This window comes from Arenimonas sp. (genome assembly GCF_041919775.1).
Taxonomy (GTDB): domain Bacteria; phylum Pseudomonadota; class Gammaproteobacteria; order Xanthomonadales; family Xanthomonadaceae; genus Arenimonas.
In genome coordinates this window covers 177,165-195,612 of the sequence record NZ_JAYRTE010000003.1, presented here as the reverse complement: position 1 = coordinate 195,612, position 18,448 = coordinate 177,165, and the positions used below count along the sequence as shown (strand labels likewise).

The following is an 18,448-nucleotide window of genomic DNA, read 5'->3' as shown; positions in this document are numbered from 1 at the left end:
GCGTTTCACCGGCGGTCGAGCGGACTGAGCACGCCGCCGGCACCCCGGTTCAGGACGTGCGTATAGATCTGCGTGGTGGCGACGTCCTTGTGGCCCAGCAGCTCCTGCACCGTGCGGATGTCGTAGCCGGCTTCGAGCAGGTGCGTGGCGAAACTGTGGCGCAGCGTGTGCGCGCTGACGGGTTTGACCAGCCCCACGCGACGGGCGGCGCCCTTGAGCGCGCGGCCGACGACCTGGTCGTCGAGGTGGTGCCGCCGTTCGACGCCGTCGCGCGGATCGACCGAGCGACGCTCCGAGGGAAACAGGTACTGCCAGCCCGGCTCGCGGCCCGCGTTCGGGTATTTACGCGACAGCGCAAAGGGCAGCCAGGCCTGCCCGAAACCTTCGCGCAGGTCGGCGGCGTGCACCGCCCGCGCCCGTTCGACCTGGCGCTGCAGCGGCTCGACCAGCGACACCGGCAGCACCGTGCGCCGGTCGCGGGCGCCCTTGCCTTCGCGCACGGTGATCTCGCCGCGGCCGAAATCCACGTCCTTGATGCGCAGCCGCAGCACTTCCATCAGGCGCATGCCGGTGCCGTAAAGCAGGCTGGCCAGCAGCCAGGAGCGCCCTTCCAGCACCGCCAGCAGCGCCCGCACTTCGGCGACCGACAGCACCACCGGCACCCGCTCGGGCCGCTTGGCGCGCACGACCTTGTCCATCCAGGGCAGCTCGGTCCCGAGCACCTCCCGATACAGGAACAGCAGCGCCGCCAGCGCCTGGTTCTGGGTGCTCGCCGCCACCCGCCCGCGCACCGCCAGCAGCGAGAGGAAGGCCTCGACCTCGCGGCCTCCGAGCTCGCGCGGATGCCGCCGCCCGTTGGCCTGGATGAACCGTTTGATCCAATCCACATACGCCCGCTCGGTGCGGATCGCGTAGTGCTTGACCCGCATCACCCGCCGAACTTCGTCCAAAAGGCGCGGAGCGCGCGCCGGCGGCCCGACAGCGGCGGCATTCTCCTCGCCGCCCGAGCGGCCTGCGGAAGTCTCGTTTGCACTCCGATAACCACTTGGCCGTCGCGTTCGATGCATAAGCACCGATGCTGCCGGCCCGCCGCCGCCCCGCAAATCAGCCAAGCCGTTGATGTGGGGTAGGAATTCTCGCTTGACCGGCACCCCGATCTGTCAGAACGTACCCGCAACGCCCCGCGTCAGGGGCCGAATAGGTGTTAGGCCTATGTTCGCTTGCCCGTCGTGCGGACAACGCAGCATCGGATTAGTCCGACGATTTACTGCGACTCCAGCGTTCCCGACCCGATGCTCGGGCTGCGGCGCCCACGTTCATCCATCCGTAATTGGCGCCTCTGTTCTCGCATTTGCTCCGTTTCCACTGCTCTTAGCTTCGGTTGTCTCTGCCATCTATTGGGGATCAATCTGGGGCCTGCTCTTGTGGCCCGCGTCGCTCCTTGTCCTACTGGTAGCAGTTGGGGCGTTTGGAGCAATTGAGGTGACTGACGCGGCTAGCATTCGCTCGGAGCAAAAGCAGCTATTGGCAATCATCGTGGCGGCACTTCTGGCCTTGGCCTTGGTTCTTGCGCTTCTGCTTTGAGATCTTCGGGCCTCGATAGGCCTAACCAATCATTCAAGCCGACGCCTTCGGCGCGGCTTAACTCAAGGTGTTAGGCCCCACAAGGCATCTCATGTTCGCGAAGATCTCAGAATTCATTTTTGGCGGAACTCGAGGTTTTAACGACGCAGAAACTCGTCTCCTTACGAGCGTCGCGGATTCCTTGCCCGCGCAAGATCGGGACGTTCTGAGAAGTCAGGTCAACCTGACCATTAGTTCAAGCCGACGCCTTTGGCGCGGCCTAACCCAAGGCGCCAGGCCGCTCATGATCAAACTTGCACGGGACCAGAAGTTTTGGTGGCTCGAGCCATTTGCTTTCGCCCGGGCACGGCGCGGCCGAATGCCTGGCATGAACACTCCAGCCTTGGCGATCATCCTGTCGGTCCTATTCGGGGTGCCACTCTTCCTCGTTGCCTTCCCAGACAGCTCCGCTGAGCTCGCCGTTATTTGTCTTATCGCCGGCATCAGCGGCCTGACGACTGCATTGACACTTCCTTGGATAACTCAGCTCCCGAACGACGTGATGATTGCAAGTGATCGAATCGTGCTTGGTCGAGACGTCGTGCCATTCGATCAGATCAGCCACGCTTTGGTGGGAGAAACGATGCTCGCCGGGCGAAGCTTCCGGGTGCTGAGCTTCACGACCAAGTCCGGGCGATCCTACTTGTTCGGACTGAGCCGCAAGGTAGACTCGAAGGAACTGGAAGCGTTCTTGAGGCAGGCCGGTGTTCGTGAGCCAGCGGCTTAACTCAAGGCGAGTTCCGATTATTGTTCTTCTGGGCAGATCTTGTCCGACATCAAAACGGAAACGTCATGACCTCATTCACTTGCCAAAAATGCAATGGCACTGAGTACAGTCGCAGGGAGATGCGCGCCGAGGGCGGCATTTTGTCGGCGGCTTTCGACATATCAACCAATCGCTTTACGGCGGTCAGCTGTGAGACCTGCGGCTACACCGAGCTATACCGCGCGAACGCAGGCACCGGGTCCAAGATTTTTGATTTCCTGGTCTCGTAGGGCTAAGCAATCATTCAAGCCGCCGCCTTCGGCGCGGCTTGGGTCAAGGTATCAGGCCGCCCAGGAGGCTTCGTTGCAGCCAAGCCAAGTACAGAACGAACCAGGCGTGGCACTCGGCAGCGGCCTGATTACTGTTCTGGTCGTACTGCTAGTGGCCACGCTCGCCTCCGGGCTTGAGGCAGGCCCGATTCGCCCCGGCCCGAGCAGCATTTTTCTTGGCCTGTACCTCATGGCTTGGGGCGCCATGTTCCTGGCGAGCTACTACTTCAGCCACAAGACATTCTTCTTGCGTGGCCTTATCTGGCTCTGTGAACATTGGTCCAGCCCCAAGGGTCGAGGCATGGCTTTGTTCTACGCGGCACTTGCCATGTTCCTTGGCGGCTTGGCCGTGCTATCCGGGCTTGGGCTGATCGATGTCGCGGCCTAAGTATTCATTCAAGCCGACGCCTTCGGTGCGGCTTAGCTCAAGGCGTTAGGCATGCGTTTCAGCTATCGACAAGGGAGTAAAGCTGGACTCCTCTTCGGCACGGCCCTCGCAGTTGCCGGTGTCCTCACCGTAGTTTTCGCGCCATCGCATACGGTCTACCACGGGCCTGTTTTTAGAGTTCCTAGCGCCTCCTCCGTGCACAAGCCGGAAAAGGTCTCGCCATCGCGGGCTCGGTTCTACGGCGGGTGCGGGATTGTTGGCGGTGTCTTGTTCTCGCTATTCTCACTTTATGTTCCAAGACCAAGACCCTCAGGTAGCTCCACGGAGCCTAACTAGTCATTCAAGCCGACGCCGGATGCATATCTGGCACATGTCATTGCCGCGGCCGGCGCGGCTTAACTCAAGGCGTTAGGCGCCTCAGGTGAGTTCCTCAATGATCTATACGTCCATTCGAAGCTCTCTGCTCTGGTTTGTCGTGGCGGTGATTCTGACCACGTTCGTGGTCAATGCATTCGGCTTCGCCAGCCCTCTCGTTGCTTCCGCGCGATACGGCGAACATGCAGCCAAGCACTCTCGCGACCTGTTGGTTGCTGGCCAATTTCTGGTGCCATGGCTCTCCATCAGCTTCATCCTGCCTGCCATCTACCTTGCACGCGCCTTACCAACGAAAGCCGCAAAGTACATTTGCATTTGTCTGGGCTTTCTATTGCCTGCGTCATATTTCGCGGAACACTACGGTCCTACGATCTTCGAGCTCATTGGTGTTGCGCTCCGAACCCTTGCTCTTGTTGCGTACGCCTTACTTCTGCGCACCGCAATCAGCCCGCAGGACGTCGCCTAACTATTCGTTCAAACGGACGCCGGACCGCCTATTCCGGTAAACCGACTATCGCGGCCGGCGCCGCCTACCTCAGGTGTTAGGCCTCGCCCTTGGGCACCTTGACAGACCATATTGCGTCTAGACATAATTGCGTATGTGGCGAATCGAAGAACACCGGGATGTAGACAAAGAGCTGTCTGGCCGCGTCCCGGTGGACATCCTTAAGCGGTACGAAAAATGGAAGGACATTGCCAGCTTGTCAGGGCCGCCGGGCCTTCGCGCCATCAAGGGCTTTCGCGACGAGCCGCTTAGAGGCAAGTGGAAGGGATTTCGTTCTTCCCGGCTCAATGAGCAGTGGCGTGTCATCTACAAGGTTGTGGCTGACGCGCTACTCGTTCAAGTGGTCCGTGTCACCCCTCATGACTATGGGAAAAGCTAATGCGCAACTTCAGCCCTGCCAAAAAGCGCGTGGACGTCTCCCCTGGAGAGTCGGTGCGCATCATTCGTGAATTGCAGGGACTCAGCCAGACCCAGCTCTCGGAGCTATGCGGCATCCCGCAAACGACGATTTCCAGCATCGAGAACGGTCGGGTCAATCTCGGCGTTGAGCGGGCGAAGGTCCTGGCTATCGCACTTCGCTGCCACCCTGCGGTTCTTGTTTTTCCAGGCTGGGAGATCCCGCATAAATCGGCGGCCTAACCAATCATTCAAGGCCTAACCAATCATTCAAGCCGCCGCCTTCGGCGCGGCTCAACTCAGAACGCCAGGGCGAAACCCAAGACATGATTTCAGCTCTCAGGCTACTGAAAAGAAAGGTCGCTGCCGCATTGCTGCGCAGGTGTTGTGATGACCCAATGGTCTTCGCACTGATCAAGGCCGATCACTCACGGTTTGTGGCTTGTGGCTCGCACCCCAATACAATCCTCGGCCTGTTCCTGTTCAACCTGGAATTCAGGTCGGTATTCTTTTATCGCGTTGGATCGGAGAGAACCGCAAGCAGGATTCTCCATCGCCTCTATCCCCCTCTGCCCAGCTTGCACCTGGGCATGAGAAGTTGCGGCCCGGGGCTCTATATCGAGCATGGCTTCGCGACCATCGTCACTGACGTCGCCATGGGCAAGAATTGCTGGATCAACCAGCAGGTGACCATTGGCACCACGGACAAGGGCAGCCCCACGATCGGAGACAATGTAAGAGTCTGCGCGGGTGCAATCGTCGTCGGGCCAGTTTCAATTGGCAATGGCGTCACGGTCGGGGCAGGAGCCGTCGTCGCCAAGTCCGTCCCTGACGACTGCGTCGTCGTGGGCAATCCGGCCTACATCCTCAAAAGGAACGGATTGAGGGTCAACGAGAAGTTATGATCGCCGCACCCCCAGGCGTTCGACCGCGACCATTCCCTGATGCCCGACATCTCCGCCCTCGTCCCCTTGGCACTGTACTTTGGCGGCCCCCTCTGGATCCTGGTCTGGCTGGGGTACCGCTACGGCTACAGGCAGCAGGTCACCGGCGCCGGGCTACTTTGGCGAACGTTGCTGTTCTGCAGCATCCTGGGTTGGTCAGTCGCTGGCGGGCAGTCGCACGACACCGGCTGGGCCATGCCGTTGCCGTCGATTGTGGCGCTCTACATGTGGGCGACGGATTCGCTACATGGCGCGCTCGTCATTCCACCGGTGTGGGTTGTCCCACTTTTCCACGTGGTGTTCTACCTGCTAGCCGTAGCCTATGGCTACCGGAGCCGTGAGAAGACGTATTCCCCGTTCCCGGACGAGAACCCATGAAAGCATTGCTGACATCCCTGGCCTTCCTGCTTGCAGCCCCGGGTGGTGCCGCGGACATCCTTCGGGGACCCGACCCCGTCGCCTTCGACTCAGCCCTTTAAGGGCAGATATTCTGCGTGGAAAGGCGGGGATCTGGAATATAGCCGCGCATGAACCGTAATCGCATCCTGGTGCTTGCCGGTGCTCTTTTTGCGGCTTTGGTCCCGATCGGGGCTTGGGCGTTCTTCAAGCCCGTTCGCATCATTGCGCCACAGCTGAACGGGGTCACCTGCGTCGACTCGGTCTGCGTCGATGACATGGCTGCGTTGCCGGCCGCCCAGCAGCTGCATTCGGATGCAAGGTCGAATGTCGCGCGCAAGCTTCGCCCGCTCAGGGTCCCGCCCCGCACTGTCTTCTGCTCAACCCGAGCCTGCTACGAGTCCTTCGGCGGGATCGGGCGTGGCATCACCGTGTTGCATCTTGGCGTGGTGATACCGCCAGAGTCGTGGCAAACCTACATCGTCGAGCATGAGTTCATCCATATGCTCCAGGCCCAGGAGCTGGGCCTTCGTGGCAGGGAGCGCACGCCGGCCTGGTTCAAGGAGGGCATGCCGTTCTTCGTGAGCGCGCCGCCGTCCTTCGACCTCCCCGACTACGCCAGGCCCCTTGTCGGGCAGTACGCTGCGTGGGAACGTCGAGTAGGCCGCGAAAACGTCTGGACCGAGTTCGGCGGGCGTTGAACCTTGTAGCATTCCGGGGGCGGCACACTCGCCGTGTTGATCCGGCACCGGGCGGCAATGGTTGATTCGCTGGCACGAGCACTATCCATCGCGGGCCACCCTGCCGTGCTGATGCCCGCAGCCGCCGTGATCGCGTCGCCCGGCGAAACCGGCCTTGCCGCACTCGCTGTTTCGCTGGCCTGCGGCGCTGCGGTGCTGGGCTACAGCGTCTACAAGGCGCATCGCGCCGACTGGGTCCACATCGATGCTTCGGTGCCCGCCGAGAGAGCCCAATTGAATACCCGCGTCAGCGTCGGCCTTGTGTTGGCGGCTGGCGCGCTTTGGTTCGCCGGGCTCCCCCTCGGGATTTCTATGGCCGCTGGCCTTTCCGGCCTCATCGTCGCCGCCGGCCATGTACTTCGGCACGTGGCCAAACTGTCGCTGCATGTTGCCTTCGCGGCGTTCGCTTCCCTCCTGGTTTGGCCGGACCTCGTGGCGGCATTCGCACTGATGCTGGTGGCGGTGGCTGTGGCCTGGTCCCGCATTGCGTTGCGCCGCCATGTCCCGGCGGACATCCTCCTCGGAGCCCTTGCCGGCGTCGCGGCGGGGTTGGCATTCCAGGCGTGTATGGCGTGAAGGACACCATGAAGGTAATCCGATACTTCTGCCGCTTGCCTGTATGCTGCGCGGATTGACCCCAGGTGCCAGGGCTGATGTCGGACATGCGCAGTACGCAAACCAGCAAACTCCATCGGCTCTGGGCGCTTCCCCTCCTGGGGTTTGGAGCCTGGTTCCTTGGTCGCGGCGCAGAGTCCGGGCAGCTCAATTTCGGGCTCCTCGGCGTCGGCATGTTGCTGGGCGGCGTTTTTGCGCTGCGGCACAATTTGCTGGATCTTTCACCCGCCGGGCTGGACCCGCGCCAGGTTGGATTTGGCTGGGTGTCGTTGCTCTTGCTTGCAGTGTTGCTTGTTCTTGCCGCTGCGGCGGTGAGCATCGCCACATGAACGTTCGTCCCACCTGATGATTCCTTCGCGGCTGTTCACAGGGAGTCCCCCGCATGGATCCGTTGATGTCACCCGACCAGGCTGAATCGGTTGCCGAGAAGCTGCTCGGCCCCGCGCGTGAAGAAAGTGCCAGGGCGCAGGCGCGTATCGCGCGGCGGAGGCAGGCGTTTTCCCGGCTTTCCACGGGTGCGGCGACCCTGGTCGCCTACTACTTCGGGCACAAGCTTGCGCTGGAGATGACCGACAGCCCGCTGCTGCAGCAGGCGCTGGCGGTCACCATCGGGCTGGTGGCCGCGGTGCTTTGGCAGCCCGGCCGGCGCCAATCCTGAACGTCCAGGCTGGCGTTGTTGGCCAGAGTCGGAGGAGCCACGAGCGGATGCAGGTGAAACCACCGTGAGGCTTGCCCTGCCCGGATGGCTGTTGGGCGCCGCCCTGCTCCTGGGCGCGGCGCAGACTACGCGGGCCGCCGAGCAGTTCCTTGAGTTCGACATCAACGGCCTGACGCGCCGCGTGCTCGTCGTCGTCCCTGATTCGCCCGCCTCCGGGCCGCGCCCGCTGGTGGTGGTTTTCCACGGGCGGGGCGACGACGACCGGGCGTTCGCGAACGCCGTGCGGCTGCACAAGGACTGGCCGGACGCCATCGTCGCCTACCCGCGCGGCGAGAAGCGCGAATCCTCGCCCTCGCGCGGCTGGCAGGTCCGCGTTGGGGACCAGGGGGATCGCGACCTGGTGCTGACCGATCGCCTGCTTGAGGAAATGGCCACGCGCTACGGGACGCGACCCGCGGATACCCATGTGGCCGGATTTTCGAATGGCGGCCACTTCGTCCTGTTGCTCCTGGCCGAACGGCCGGAGGCGTTCGCGACGTTTACCGTCATTGGCAGCGTCATGCCGGGGTTCGCCAGTGATTCGCCGCCCAAGCCCGTGCTCTACCTCTTTGGCCGCGGGGAAGACCGGCGGTACAAGGAAAGCTGGGCAGGTACCGTCGAGGCCCTGGCGCGGCACAATCGCGGCAAGGGGCCGCTGGAACCGTTCATGGGCTGCTGCCAGCTGCAGTCGCCGGCAGCGGGCGGCGCCCCGTTCGTGTTCGGCCTCTATGGCGCCGGCCACATCTGGCCTGCTCAGGGGAATGAGTGGCTGAAGGATTTCGCCAGGCACGAGTGGTCGGCACCCTGAGTCCGCCCCGCCTGCGGAACACACACGGTCCTGGGCCCAGAGGCCCGGTCAAGCTGGTAAGGTTTTGACAAACCCTACGCGGAGGACGCGACGATGACGGACGCATGGCTGACAACCCTGATCACCGACACGCCGCAGGCCGGCTTTGAGCTCGCGATCGTGCTCAGCCGTCGCGGCGTGAAGTACACGCAGCCCGATCCAGGTGTGCTCAAGCAGCTTCGCGCCGATTACGCGAACTCCGCCGACGGCCTCACGGCCGCGTCGCATGTGATCGCCCTGAACTTCCAGACGATTGCCGCGGCCAACGACTACTGGCGAAAGTAGCACCCGGTCGCGTAAGCGCGATTCCCAGGGAGGCAAGAACCGCCCATGTCACTGCTTGACCACAAGATTCCGCCGCCCATCGTGGGCCTGGTTTGCGCCGGCCTGGCCTGGACCATCGCCCGCTACCTGCCCGATGCCGGGTATGCGTCGCCCTACCGGACGTGGATCGCGCTGGCCCTGGCGGTCGCCGGCATTTCGCTCGACCTGTCGGGCCTCGTGGTTTTCCGCAAAGCCAGGACCACGATCAACCCGCTCTCGCCCGACAAGTCCACCGCCATCGTCCAGGCCGGTCCCTACGCCTTCACCCGCAACCCGATGTACGTGGGCATGGCGCTGATCCTGCTGGGTTATTGCGTCTATCTCGCCAATGCCGTGTCACTGGTTGCGGTGGCGATCTTCTGCGCCTACATCACGGCCTTCCAGATCATTCCGGAAGAACGGCTGCTGCTGCGCAAGTTCGGTGATTCCTACGCGCGCTACATGCAGGCCGTCAGACGCTGGATCTGACGGCCTGCAGACGGGCTGCCCGCCCGGTGCAGCAGTTACATCGCGACGTTGCAGGCCCGCGATTCGCTGGGCGACGTGGCGGCCATCACGCAGCGGTAGTCTTCCTTGGTGACCTTGCCGCTTTCCACGCATTCCTTCGCGGCTGCGACGATCAGCTCGTCCATTACGCCGCCGGGAATGCCCTGCAGCTCGGCGCCTTTCTCGAACATCTGGCGGCACTCGGACTCCGTCACCGGCTCGCCGCCGGAACCACCACCGCCGCCCGAACACGCCGCAAGGGCGAACACGCCAGCGGCCATCAGCACGATCTTCAACGTCATTTTTTTTCCCCAGGAAAGTCTGAAATCCGGCGGGCAGTTCAAGCTGCCGCTCGGCACATCCCGGCCTGCAAGGGGCCCGGTCGGGAAATCCTAGACGCACCGGCCGTGCTTCGCCAGACTGCGGCGGACCCTGCTCGGCCTGAATCCTTCCCATGACCCCATCCCCCGCCCTGCGCGGCCCGCGCCTGGCCCTTGCGGTGAGCCTGGCCTTGCTGGCCTTCGCCGGCAATTCCGTGCTGGCGCGGCTGGCCCTGCGCGACGGCGCCATGGATCCGGCCAGCTTCACGGCGCTGCGGCTGGCCTCCGGCGCGCTGGTGCTGTGGGTGCTGGCGACCCTGTTCCGGAAGGGTGCCGAAGGCCACGGGCGGTGGGGATCCGCGCTGGCGCTGTTCGCCTACGCGGCGTTCTTCTCGTTTGCCTACGTGCAACTTGAAGCAGGTGCCGGCGCCCTGCTGCTGTTCGGCGCGGTGCAAGTCACGATGATCGGCCGCGGCCTGTGGCGCGGCGAACGACTGGCCGCCTGGCAATGGCTGGGCCTGGCGCTGGCGATAGCGGGCCTGGCCGGCCTGCTGCTGCCGGGGCTGACGGCACCACCGCCGGGACCGGCGGCGATGATGGTGGTGGCCGGCGTGGCCTGGGGGGTGTATTCCTTGCGCGGACAGGGCGGCGGCGATGCCATTCGCGTGACGGCCGGCAACTTCACTCGCTGCCTGCCGTTCGCGGTGGTCTGGAGTCTTCTGATGGTCAAGGATATTCGGCTCGACCCCGCTGGCGTGGGCTACGCGCTTGCTTCCGGCGCCCTGGCATCCGGGCTGGGCTACGCGGTCTGGTACACCGTCCTGCCCACGCTGCGGCCCAGTGCGGCCGCCACCCTGCAGTTGCTCGTGCCACTGCTGGTGGCCATCGCGGGAGTCTCCTTGCTGGGCGAGCCTGCGACACTGCGGCTGGCCCTGGCCGCGCTGGCCATCGTCGGCGGCGTGGCGCTCGTGGTGCAGGTTCGGCCGTCGTCCAGGATCGCCAGCCGATGAAGAGCACGACCGACGCAACCCGGCGTTTTCGCCTCTCCTCCAACCTTGGTGTCGACTTCCCGACCATCAAGACCGGTCGTGTACGCAATCGCCTCGGCCGGGTGCGGGGAGTGGACTGCGAACTGTTCGGAAGCGCGTTGCGATGCGGGCTGGTCGACGGCGCTCCAAAACTTCGGGAGATCAGGCTCACAACTCTTGCCTCCGACCGGGAGGCGGTGGCTGGTGAGCCGATCTTCGAAAAGGGAACGGTCAGCGTCACCGTGCTTTTCGACGCGCGCGAGGCCCTGGATGCGTCGGAAGACGAGATCAGATGGCGCATTCTCCGGGCGGGGCTGCTGGCACTGGGCGCGGTCGCGCGCAGAGCGGAGGCAGGGCAAGCCGTCGTCGCGGCGCTGGAATCAACGCATGAGGTTGTGCCTGCCGGTAACTTCCCGGCTTTTCCGGAAGCAAGCCAGCAGGACGTCGACCTCTACTATCGCTACGAGACCTTTTCGAAAGGCAAGGCAAGCCGGCGACTGACCATCGTGCTCTCGCCCTCGGGACGCGATTGCCCCGACCACGACTTCCAGCCGGTCTTCAATGCCCTGATGGAAGCGTTCACCCAGCACCGGCTGGGTTCCTGGGTCGGCGACAGCCAGGATGAAATCGAGTTCAAGTGCCGGGACGTACAAGCCGCAATCGCATTCGTGGAGAGCTACCTGCCGCGAATATTCGATGGTGGTTTTACCTTGGTTACGGATAAGGACTGAGCACCGGGTTCCGCGAGCCCCTGCCCTGGTAGTAGTGCCCCGCTTCAGAACCGGCGCCGCGCCCGTGCCGTGGCGGCGCCGCCCTTGAGCGCATCGAGCGCGCGACCGATGGCGATGTCGCCTTCGATCACTTCGCCGGCCTTGGCCACGGACTCGCCCTCGCCGGCCAGGTGTCCGGCCAGGTCCTGTTCGCGCAGGCCGCGGGCGGCTTCGCCGCGCAGCACGATGTCGGGACGGATGCCGCGGGCCTGGATCGAGCTGCCGCTGGGCGTGTAATACCGCGCCGTGGTGAGCTTGATCGAATCGCCGTTGTCCAGGGGCACGACCGTCTGCACCGAGCCCTTGCCGTAGGTGCGCGAGCCCATGACGCTGGCGCGGCCGTGGTCGCGCAGCGCGCCGGCCAGCACCTCGGCGGCGCTGGCGGTGCCGGTGTCGACGAGCACGATGACCGGCGCGCCCTTGATCAGGTCGCCCGGCTTGGCGTGGAAGCTGGCGTTCGAATACGGCAGGCGGCCCTGGGTGCGCACGATCAGGCCCTCGTCAAGCAGGGCATCGGCGGCTTCGACCGCGGCGCTGAGCAGGCCGCCCGGGTTCGAGCGCAGGTCCAGCACCAGGCCACGCAGGGCGTCGCCGGTGTCCCCGGCCAGCTTGCGCAGCTGGCGGCGCATCTGCGGGCCGGTGTCGGTCTGGAAGGTGCTGATGCGCAGGTAGGCGTAACCGGGCTCGAGCAGGCGGCTGGAAACCGATGTGACGGTGATGGCCTCGCGCACGATGGTCAGGTCGATCGGATCGACCGCCCCGACGCGCGTCAGGGTGATGGTGACCGGCTCGCCGGCGTCGCCGCGCAGGTCGTGGTGCGGGCTGGTGTTGCCGCTGAGCGGTTCGCCGTCGATCGCGACGATGATGTCGCCGGCGCGCAGGCCGGCCCGGTGCGCGGGCGTGCCGTCGATCGGGGCGACCACCAGCAGCGTGTCGTCGGGGCGACGCTCGGTTTCGACGCCGATGCCGACGTATTCGCCGCGGGTGTCGTCGAGCAGGGCCTCGGCGGCTTCCTTTTCGAGGTAGGCGCTGTGCGGGTCGAGGTCGGACAGCAGGCCGCGCAGCGCAGACTTCATCAGGCGCTGGTCGTCCACCGGTTCGACGTAGGCGTCCTTGACCGCGTTGTAGACGGACACGTAGCGGCGGATTTCGGCCAGCGGGACATCGGCCGGCTGCGTTTGCGCCACGACCGGGTCGGTGGGATCCACCGGCGCGGCGACGGGCGCCTGCGCCTGGGCGAGGGCCAGGGCGGGGAGCAGGGCGAAGCTCAGGGCAACCAAGTGGCGCATCACCGGATTATGCGCCCGTAAGCGCGTGTAGGAGCGCCTTCAGGCGCGAATTTGTTCCTGGCCAGGGGCCAAGTCAAAAGATTCGCGCCTGAAGGCGCTCCTACGGGGGTGCCGGATTCAGGGTTTGAACCAGGGCTTGGGGTCCTGGGGCTGGCCGTTGCGGCGCAGTTCGAAGTACAGGGCCGGGCGGCCCTGGCCACCGGAGCTGCCGACCGTGGCCAGCGGATCGCCGGCGCGCACCCAGTCGCCGACGTCCTTGAGCAGGGCGTCGTTGAAGGCGTAGAGGCTCATCCAGCCGTCGCCGTGGTCGACGATGACCAGCAGGCCGTAACCCTTCAGCCAGTCGGAAAACGCCACCCGCCCCGGGGCCACCGCGCGCACCTCGGCGCCGGCGGTGCCCGCCACCAGCCAGCCGTCGCTGCTGCGGCCGTCGGGCAGCTTGCCGCCGAAAGCCGCGAGCACGGTTCCGGCCAGCGGCCTGCCCAGCTGCCCGCGGCGGCTGGCGAAGGGCCGGGTGTCGTCCACCTGCCGCGGGATGTCGGCGACGGCGTCGCGCAGCTGTTCGAGCAGCTTGACCACCGTTTTTTCGTCGCGACCGAGCGCGGCCAGGCGTGCGGCCCGGCCCTTGAAGCCCGATTCGAGGTTGGCCAGCACCTTGGCGCGATCGGCGCGCTGGGCTTCCAGGGCATCGAGGTCGGCCTGCTGCTGGGTCAGGGCCGCGGCCAGCACGTCGCGCTGGTCGCGGATGCGCTGGGCGACGGTGGCCAGGGCCTGCAGCTCGTCGAGCAGGCCGGCGATGCGCTCCTGGCGGTCGGCCTGGAAATAGCGGTGGTAGGCCAGCACGCGGGCCAGGTCGGCCATGCGGTCCTGGGCCAGCAGCAGCTTGAGCTGTTCGTGCCGGCCGAGGGCGTAGGCCGAACGCACGAGTGCCGCGAGGGCTTCGCGCTGCTCGGACAGACCGGCCTCAAGCCGGGCCTGCTGCGCCTGCAGGTCGCGCAGTTCGGTTTCGGTGGTGGCGATGCCGGCTTCGGTGCGGCGCAGGGCGCGCACGGCGTCGCCGACCTGGGCGTCGGCTTCGCGCAGGGCCTTGCTGGCTTCACTGCGTTCGCCTTCGAGCTGGCGCTGTTCGGCGGTGATGGCCTTGATCTGCTGGCGCAGCGCCTGCAGCCGCTGTTCGGCGGCGGCTTCCTTTTTCTCGCGGTCGGTCGACTGGGCGAAGGCCGGCGCGGCCAGCAGGGCCAGGCAGGCCGCCAGCACCAGGCGACGGATCAAGCCAGCTCCACCAGCGAGCGGCCGCTCATCTCGGCCGGCTGGGCCAGGCCCAGCAGGGCCAGCAGGGTCGGCGCGATGTCGCGCAGCGCGCCGCCGTCGTGCAGCCGCGCCTTGCGGCCGCAGTAGACGAAGGGCACCGGGCCGACGGTGTGCGAGGTGTGCGGCTGGCCGGTGTCCGGGTCGCGCATCATTTCCAGGTTGCCGTGGTCGGCGGTGACGATCATTTCGCCGCCCACGTCTTCCAGCGCGCCGCGGATGGCGCCAAGTGCGTGGTCGACGGCCTCGGCGGCCTGGATGGCGGCGGCCAGGATGCCGCTGTGGCCGACCATGTCGGGATTGGCGATGTTGCAGATGATCACGTCGTGTTTGCGCGCGCGGATGTCGTCGGTCAGGCGCGCGGTGAGCTGGGGCAGGCTCATTTCCGGCTGCAGGTCGTAGGTGGCGACCTTGGGCGACGGGATCAGCGCGCGGTCTTCACCTTCGACCACCGCTTCCTTGCCGCCGCTCATGAAGAAGGTGACGTGCGCGTACTTTTCGGTTTCGGCGATGCGCAGCTGGCTCAGGCCGTTGGCGGCGAGCACTTCGCCCAGCGTGTTCTTCAGGTCTTCGGGGCCGAAGGCGACCGGAGCCGGCAGCTTCGCGTCGTATTCGGTGAGGCAGACGAAGCGGCCAAGCTTCGGCACGCGGCGCGCGAAGCCGTCGAATGCCGGGTCCACGAAAGCGGACGTGAGCTGGCGGGCACGGTCGGCGCGGAAATTCATGAACACCACGGCGTCGCCGTCGCGCATCGGGTGGTGGCCACGGATGACGGTGGGAAGCACGAACTCGTCGTTCTCGTCGCGGCCGTAGGCGGCCTGCAGCGCGGTGACGGCGTCGGAGGCGGTGTCGTCGGCGTCGGCTTCGACGATGGCTTTCCAGGCGCGCTCGAGGCGATCCCAGCGCTGGTCGCGGTCCATCGCGTAGTAGCGGCCGATCACCGTGGCCACGCGCACGTCGCCTTCATCGCACAGGGCGTGCAGGCGCTGCAGGCTTGGTTCGGCCGAACGCGGCGGCATGTCGCGGCCGTCGAGGAAGGCGTGCACGGCGATGTCGGCCACGCCTTCGCGGCGGGCCAGTTCGATCATCGCGAACAGGTGGTCTTCGTGGCTGTGCACGCCGCCCGGCGACAGCAGGCCGAACAGGTGCAGGGTGCCGCCGGCGGCTTTCGCGGCGCGGCAGGCGGCCACGAGTTCGGTGTTCTCGAAGAAGCTGCCGTCTTCGATGGCGGCGTCGACGCGGGTCAGGTCCTGGTAGACGATGCGGCCGGCGCCGATGTTCATGTGGCCGACTTCGGAATTACCCATCTGGCCGTCCGGCAGGCCCACGTGCCTGCCTTCGGTGTGCACCAGGGTGTGCGGGCAGTCGGCCAGCAGGCGGCGCCAGTTGGGCAGCCGGGCCTGGGCCAGGGCGTTGTCGGTGGGGTCTTCGCGATGGCCCCAGCCGTCGAGGATCAGCAGCAGCAGGGGCTTGGGGCGGTTGGCGGCAGACAAGGCAGGCTCCGGGACGTGTGGCACGGGCGAATTGTAGCCCCGGCGGGGATAGTGGGGCTGTCGGGGCTTTAAACCCCTGCCCCGGGTGCGGCATCAGACCCGGTACTTTCCAAGGAGTCCCGCCATGCGTATTCGCCCCCTCGCCGTCCTGGTTCCCCTGTCGCTCTCGCTGGCGCTGGCCGCCGCGCCCGCGTTCGCCGAGCAGGACATCGAGAAAATGAACGGAGCCGTCACCGCCGAAGCCGGGCGCGAGTACGGCGAGGTTTCAAGCTTGAACGGCCGCGTCACCATCCGCGAGGGCGCCACCGTGCGCAAGGCCGACACCGTCAACGGCGCCATCCTCATCGAGGCCAACGCAAAGGTGGGTTCCGCCGAGACCGTGAACGGCGGCATCGAGCTGGAGGAAGGCGCCACCGTTGGTGAAATCGACGTCGTGAACGGCGCCGTGAAGCTGGGCCGCGATGCCCGGGTGACCGGCGACGTGGAAGCCGTGAACGGCGGCGTGCGCGTCCATCCCGGCGTGGTGGTCGGCGGCGACGTCGGCAACGTCAACGGCAGCCTGCATTTCGACCGGGCGGAAGTGGGCGGCAAGGTGGTGACGACCCAGGGCGACATCACGCTTGAAGCCTCCACCGTGCGCGGCGGCCTGCTCGTCGAGAAACCCAACCGCAGCTGGTGGTCGACCGGCCGCAAGCGCCTGCCGCGCATCGTGATCGGCGCCGGTTCGGTGGTGGGCGGCGAGATGGTGTTCGAACATGAAGTCGAGCTTTACGTGCACCCGGACGCGAAGGTGGGCAAGCAGAGCGGCGTCTCGCCGCGGATGATCGACAGTCCGGATGCGCCGCGCGAGGACTGACCTCCCCTCCTGTAGGAGCGGCTTCAGCCGCGAAGCCTTTGCCTTCGGCAAAGCAGAAATTCGCGCCTGAAGGCGCTCCTACACGACCCCCGGGATGGGGCTAGAATCGGGGTTTCCGTTCAGCTGGAGACCCCACGCATGAAACACACCCTGCTTTTTGCCGCCGCGGCGCTGGCCCTGTCGGCCTGCAGCCCGGCGCCCGAGCCTGCGGAGTCCGCGGACACCGCCGCGGCCCCGGCCGCGACCGCCGCGCCGTCGGCCGACCACGGCTTCGGCCCGGAGATTTCCGCCGAAGACTTCGCGGCGCACGTGAAGGTGCTGTCCTCCGATGAATTCGGCGGCCGCGCCCCGGGCACCCCCGGCGAGCAGATGACCGCCGACTACCTGGTCGCGCAGTTCGAGCGCCTGGGCCTGCAGCCGGGCAACGGCGACAGCTGGTTCCAGGAGGTGGCGATGGTGGAAACCACCGCCGACGAATCGACCTCCAGCGCGAAGATCACGCTCGGCGGTGAAGACCGTCCGCTGGCCTTCGGCACCCAGATGGCGCTGGGCACCCGCACCGCCCAGACGGAAGTGAAGGTTGACGCCAGCGAGATGGTGTTCGTGGGCTACGGCGTGAACGCGCCGGAAGCCGGCTGGAACGATTACGAAGGCCTGGACGTGAAGGGCAAGACCGTCGTCATGCTGGTCAACGACCCGGGCTTCCACGTCGACAGCGCCGATCTCTTCAGCGGCAAGAAGATGACCTACTACGGCCGCTGGACCTACAAGTACGAAGAGGCCGCCCGCCAGGGCGCCGCCGCCGCGCTGATCATCCACGACGATTCCGGCGCCGGTTACGGCTGGGACGTGGTGAAGAACAGCTGGTCCGGTGCGCAGTACGACCTGACCGTTGCCGACGACCCGGAGCCGCGCCTGCCGATGCAGGGCTGGATCACCGGCGAAGTGGCCGAGAAGCTCTTCGCCGACGCCGGCCTGGACCTCGCCGCGCAGCGCACCGCCGCCAACCAGCCCGGCTTCAAGGCCGTCGACCTGGGTGACGCCACCTTCAGCGCCACGCTGAACTCGACCATCAACCAAAGCAGCTCGCGCAACATCCTGGCCAAGCTGCCGGGCAGCGAGCGTCCGGACGAAGCCATCGTCTACACCGCGCACTGGGACCACCTGGGCGACCACAGCGCCACCCACGGCGGCGACGGCAACGCGGTGTCGGCCGGTTCCGAGGGTGAGGACCACGTCTACAACGGCGCCATCGACAACGCCACCGGCGTGGCCGGCGTGCTGGAGATCGCCGAGGCGTTCACGGTGCAAGACCCGAAGCCGGCGCGTTCAGTGGTGTTCCTGCTGGTGACGCTTGAAGAGTCGGGCCTGCTGGGTTCGAAGTACTATGCCGCCAACCCGGTGATCCCGCTCAAGGACACGGTGGCGGTGGTGAACCTGGACGCGATGTCGGTGGTCGGCCCGACCAAGGACTTCGTGGTCATTGGCCTCGGCAACAGCGAACTTGACGAGGTGCTGCGTCCGATCGCCGACGCCCAGGGCCGCACCCTGGTCGAGGAGGACGGCGTCGAGAAGGGCTTCTTCTTCCGCTCCGACCACTTCAGCTTCGCCAAGTACGGCGTGCCGGCGCTGTACGCCAAGGGCGGCATCGACCACGTCGAAAAGGGCAAGGAGTACGGCCGCGAGATCCAGGCCAACTACCAGACCGTGGCCTACCACAAGGCCGCCGACGAGTACGATCCGAACTGGGACCTGCGCGGCGTCGTGCAGGACCTGCAGGCGCTGTACGGCGTCGGCCGCGAACTGGCCGGCAACGAGGCCTGGCCGAACTACGTCGAGGGCAATGCCTTCAAGGCCGCCCGCGACGCGTCGCGCGCCGGCGAATAAGTTCGCCCGGCAGTGACGAAAAAGGCCGCCTCCGGGCGGCCTTTTTTTGCTCTTGTAGGAGCGCCTTCAGGCGCGAAGTTTTTCTTTGCCAAAAGCAGTGTCAAAAGATTCGCGCCTGAAGGCGCT

At 65.9% G+C, this 18,448-nt stretch carries 24 protein-coding genes; 19 read left to right on the top strand and 5 right to left on the bottom strand.

What is annotated here, in order from left to right; genetic code table 11:
* Nucleotides 1-5: 5 nt before the first annotated feature.
* Nucleotides 6-950, bottom strand: a complete 945-nt coding sequence (locus tag ACE3TE_RS03565; protein ID WP_374602240.1) for an integron integrase — start codon at nt 948-950, stop codon at nt 6-8.
* 725 nt (nt 951-1,675) lie between these two features.
* Between ACE3TE_RS03565 and ACE3TE_RS03560 the strand changes: the two genes are divergently transcribed.
* From ACE3TE_RS03560 to ACE3TE_RS03490, 15 genes are all read left to right on the top strand, one after another.
* Nucleotides 1,676-2,350, top strand: a complete 675-nt coding sequence (locus ACE3TE_RS03560) for a hypothetical protein (RefSeq protein ID WP_374602238.1) — start codon at nt 1,676-1,678, stop codon at nt 2,348-2,350.
* Between the two features lie 65 nt (nt 2,351-2,415).
* Nucleotides 2,416-2,619, top strand: a complete 204-nt coding sequence (locus tag ACE3TE_RS03555; protein WP_374602237.1) for a zinc ribbon domain-containing protein — start codon at nt 2,416-2,418, stop codon at nt 2,617-2,619.
* A gap of 106 nt (nt 2,620-2,725) precedes the next feature.
* Nucleotides 2,726-3,046, top strand: a complete 321-nt coding sequence (locus ACE3TE_RS03550) for a hypothetical protein (protein ID WP_374602235.1) — start codon at nt 2,726-2,728, stop codon at nt 3,044-3,046.
* A 433-nt stretch (nt 3,047-3,479) separates the two neighbouring features.
* Complete coding sequence (locus ACE3TE_RS03545) at nt 3,480-3,887, top strand: hypothetical protein (RefSeq protein WP_374602233.1); 408 nt, start codon at nt 3,480-3,482, stop codon at nt 3,885-3,887.
* Between the two features lie 133 nt (nt 3,888-4,020).
* Nucleotides 4,021-4,305 carry a type II toxin-antitoxin system mRNA interferase toxin, RelE/StbE family gene (locus ACE3TE_RS03540; protein WP_374602232.1) on the top strand — a complete coding sequence of 95 codons (285 nt, stop codon included), beginning with the start codon at nt 4,021-4,023 and terminating at the stop codon, nt 4,303-4,305.
* A complete protein-coding gene (locus tag ACE3TE_RS03535) occupies nt 4,305-4,565 on the top strand; it encodes a helix-turn-helix domain-containing protein (RefSeq protein WP_374602230.1) in 261 nt (86 codons plus the stop codon). Before ACE3TE_RS03540 ends, ACE3TE_RS03535 begins: the two co-directional genes overlap by 1 nt.
* 155 nt (nt 4,566-4,720) lie before the next feature.
* Nucleotides 4,721-5,227 (top strand): serine O-acetyltransferase, encoded by a 507-nt coding sequence (locus ACE3TE_RS03530; RefSeq protein WP_374602228.1) that lies wholly within the window; start codon nt 4,721-4,723, stop codon nt 5,225-5,227.
* Nucleotides 5,228-5,266: 39 nt separating this feature from the next.
* Nucleotides 5,267-5,644, top strand: a complete 378-nt coding sequence (locus ACE3TE_RS03525; protein ID WP_374602226.1) for a hypothetical protein — start codon at nt 5,267-5,269, stop codon at nt 5,642-5,644.
* Nucleotides 5,645-5,793: 149 nt separating this feature from the next.
* Nucleotides 5,794-6,363, top strand: coding sequence for a hypothetical protein (locus ACE3TE_RS03520; RefSeq protein ID WP_374602224.1), 570 nt, complete (start codon nt 5,794-5,796; stop codon nt 6,361-6,363).
* 57 nt (nt 6,364-6,420) lie between these two features.
* On the top strand, nt 6,421-6,978 hold the full coding sequence (locus tag ACE3TE_RS03515) for a hypothetical protein (RefSeq protein WP_374602222.1): 558 nt from the start codon (nt 6,421-6,423) through the stop codon (nt 6,976-6,978).
* A gap of 77 nt (nt 6,979-7,055) precedes the next feature.
* Nucleotides 7,056-7,346 (top strand): hypothetical protein, encoded by a 291-nt coding sequence (locus ACE3TE_RS03510; protein ID WP_374602220.1) that lies wholly within the window; start codon nt 7,056-7,058, stop codon nt 7,344-7,346.
* Between the two features lie 53 nt (nt 7,347-7,399).
* Nucleotides 7,400-7,675, top strand: coding sequence for a hypothetical protein (locus tag ACE3TE_RS03505; protein WP_374602218.1), 276 nt, complete (start codon nt 7,400-7,402; stop codon nt 7,673-7,675).
* Between the two features lie 64 nt (nt 7,676-7,739).
* The gene (locus ACE3TE_RS03500; RefSeq protein WP_374602217.1) at nt 7,740-8,522 is read left to right on the top strand and encodes a PHB depolymerase family esterase; all 783 of its coding nucleotides are present in this window, start codon (nt 7,740-7,742) and stop codon (nt 8,520-8,522) included.
* A 93-nt stretch (nt 8,523-8,615) separates the two neighbouring features.
* The gene (locus tag ACE3TE_RS03495) at nt 8,616-8,846 is read left to right on the top strand and encodes a hexameric tyrosine-coordinated heme protein (protein WP_374602215.1); all 231 of its coding nucleotides are present in this window, start codon (nt 8,616-8,618) and stop codon (nt 8,844-8,846) included.
* Between the two features lie 45 nt (nt 8,847-8,891).
* Nucleotides 8,892-9,353: an isoprenylcysteine carboxylmethyltransferase family protein gene (locus ACE3TE_RS03490; protein ID WP_374602213.1), complete on the top strand. Its 462-nt coding sequence runs from the start codon at nt 8,892-8,894 to the stop codon at nt 9,351-9,353.
* 35 nt (nt 9,354-9,388) lie between these two features.
* On the opposite strand, the gene ACE3TE_RS03485 is transcribed toward ACE3TE_RS03490, so the two are convergent.
* A complete protein-coding gene (locus ACE3TE_RS03485) occupies nt 9,389-9,673 on the bottom strand; it encodes a hypothetical protein (RefSeq protein WP_374602211.1) in 285 nt (94 codons plus the stop codon).
* Between the two features lie 152 nt (nt 9,674-9,825).
* Between ACE3TE_RS03485 and ACE3TE_RS03480 the strand changes: the two genes are divergently transcribed.
* Nucleotides 9,826-10,701 (top strand): DMT family transporter, encoded by an 876-nt coding sequence (locus ACE3TE_RS03480; RefSeq protein ID WP_374602210.1) that lies wholly within the window; start codon nt 9,826-9,828, stop codon nt 10,699-10,701.
* Nucleotides 10,698-11,450: a hypothetical protein gene (locus tag ACE3TE_RS03475; protein WP_374602208.1), complete on the top strand. Its 753-nt coding sequence runs from the start codon at nt 10,698-10,700 to the stop codon at nt 11,448-11,450. Before ACE3TE_RS03480 ends, ACE3TE_RS03475 begins: the two co-directional genes overlap by 4 nt.
* 44 nt (nt 11,451-11,494) lie before the next feature.
* On the opposite strand, the gene ACE3TE_RS03470 is transcribed toward ACE3TE_RS03475, so the two are convergent.
* From ACE3TE_RS03470 to gpmI, 3 genes are all read right to left on the bottom strand, one after another.
* Complete coding sequence (locus tag ACE3TE_RS03470; RefSeq protein ID WP_374602206.1) at nt 11,495-12,778, bottom strand: S41 family peptidase; 1,284 nt, start codon at nt 12,776-12,778, stop codon at nt 11,495-11,497.
* Nucleotides 12,779-12,895: 117 nt separating this feature from the next.
* On the bottom strand, nt 12,896-14,050 hold the full coding sequence (locus tag ACE3TE_RS03465; RefSeq protein WP_374602204.1) for a murein hydrolase activator EnvC: 1,155 nt from the start codon (nt 14,048-14,050) through the stop codon (nt 12,896-12,898).
* Complete coding sequence (gpmI, locus tag ACE3TE_RS03460) at nt 14,047-15,579, bottom strand: 2,3-bisphosphoglycerate-independent phosphoglycerate mutase (protein WP_374602203.1); 1,533 nt, start codon at nt 15,577-15,579, stop codon at nt 14,047-14,049. Before gpmI ends, ACE3TE_RS03465 begins: the two co-directional genes overlap by 4 nt.
* A 124-nt stretch (nt 15,580-15,703) precedes the next feature.
* Between gpmI and ACE3TE_RS03455 the strand changes: the two genes are divergently transcribed.
* Together ACE3TE_RS03455 and ACE3TE_RS03450 are read left to right on the top strand one after the other, a co-directional pair.
* Nucleotides 15,704-16,435 carry a hypothetical protein gene (locus tag ACE3TE_RS03455; protein WP_374602201.1) on the top strand — a complete coding sequence of 244 codons (732 nt, stop codon included), beginning with the start codon at nt 15,704-15,706 and terminating at the stop codon, nt 16,433-16,435.
* 138 nt (nt 16,436-16,573) lie between these two features.
* Nucleotides 16,574-18,322, top strand: a complete 1,749-nt coding sequence (locus ACE3TE_RS03450) for a M28 family metallopeptidase (RefSeq protein ID WP_374602199.1) — start codon at nt 16,574-16,576, stop codon at nt 18,320-18,322.
* Nucleotides 18,323-18,448: the final 126 nt, after the last annotated feature.

Bases quoted from the DNA above. Each gene is read 5' to 3' on its own strand.
- ACE3TE_RS03560 (WP_374602238.1), top strand. From the start codon at position 1,676: ATGTTCGCGAAGATCTCAGAATTCATTTTTGGCGGAACTCGAGGTTTT.
- ACE3TE_RS03555 (WP_374602237.1), top strand. From the start codon at position 2,416: ATGACCTCATTCACTTGCCAAAAATGCAATGGCACTGAGTACAGTCGC.
- ACE3TE_RS03545 (WP_374602233.1), top strand. From the start codon at position 3,480: ATGATCTATACGTCCATTCGAAGCTCTCTGCTCTGGTTTGTCGTGGCG.
- ACE3TE_RS03540 (WP_374602232.1), top strand. From the start codon at position 4,021: ATGTGGCGAATCGAAGAACACCGGGATGTAGACAAAGAGCTGTCTGGC.
- ACE3TE_RS03535 (WP_374602230.1), top strand. From the start codon at position 4,305: ATGCGCAACTTCAGCCCTGCCAAAAAGCGCGTGGACGTCTCCCCTGGA.
- ACE3TE_RS03530 (WP_374602228.1), top strand. From the start codon at position 4,721: ATGGTCTTCGCACTGATCAAGGCCGATCACTCACGGTTTGTGGCTTGT.
- ACE3TE_RS03525 (WP_374602226.1), top strand. From the start codon at position 5,267: ATGCCCGACATCTCCGCCCTCGTCCCCTTGGCACTGTACTTTGGCGGC.
- ACE3TE_RS03520 (WP_374602224.1), top strand. From the start codon at position 5,794: ATGAACCGTAATCGCATCCTGGTGCTTGCCGGTGCTCTTTTTGCGGCT.
- ACE3TE_RS03515 (WP_374602222.1), top strand. From the start codon at position 6,421: ATGGTTGATTCGCTGGCACGAGCACTATCCATCGCGGGCCACCCTGCC.
- ACE3TE_RS03510 (WP_374602220.1), top strand. From the start codon at position 7,056: ATGTCGGACATGCGCAGTACGCAAACCAGCAAACTCCATCGGCTCTGG.
- ACE3TE_RS03505 (WP_374602218.1), top strand. From the start codon at position 7,400: ATGGATCCGTTGATGTCACCCGACCAGGCTGAATCGGTTGCCGAGAAG.
- ACE3TE_RS03495 (WP_374602215.1), top strand. From the start codon at position 8,616: ATGACGGACGCATGGCTGACAACCCTGATCACCGACACGCCGCAGGCC.
- ACE3TE_RS03490 (WP_374602213.1), top strand. From the start codon at position 8,892: ATGTCACTGCTTGACCACAAGATTCCGCCGCCCATCGTGGGCCTGGTT.
- ACE3TE_RS03485 (WP_374602211.1), bottom strand. From the start codon at position 9,673: ATGACGTTGAAGATCGTGCTGATGGCCGCTGGCGTGTTCGCCCTTGCG.
- ACE3TE_RS03480 (WP_374602210.1), top strand. From the start codon at position 9,826: ATGACCCCATCCCCCGCCCTGCGCGGCCCGCGCCTGGCCCTTGCGGTG.
- ACE3TE_RS03475 (WP_374602208.1), top strand. From the start codon at position 10,698: ATGAAGAGCACGACCGACGCAACCCGGCGTTTTCGCCTCTCCTCCAAC.
- ACE3TE_RS03470 (WP_374602206.1), bottom strand. From the start codon at position 12,778: ATGCGCCACTTGGTTGCCCTGAGCTTCGCCCTGCTCCCCGCCCTGGCC.
- ACE3TE_RS03455 (WP_374602201.1), top strand. From the start codon at position 15,704: ATGCGTATTCGCCCCCTCGCCGTCCTGGTTCCCCTGTCGCTCTCGCTG.
- ACE3TE_RS03450 (WP_374602199.1), top strand. From the start codon at position 16,574: ATGAAACACACCCTGCTTTTTGCCGCCGCGGCGCTGGCCCTGTCGGCC.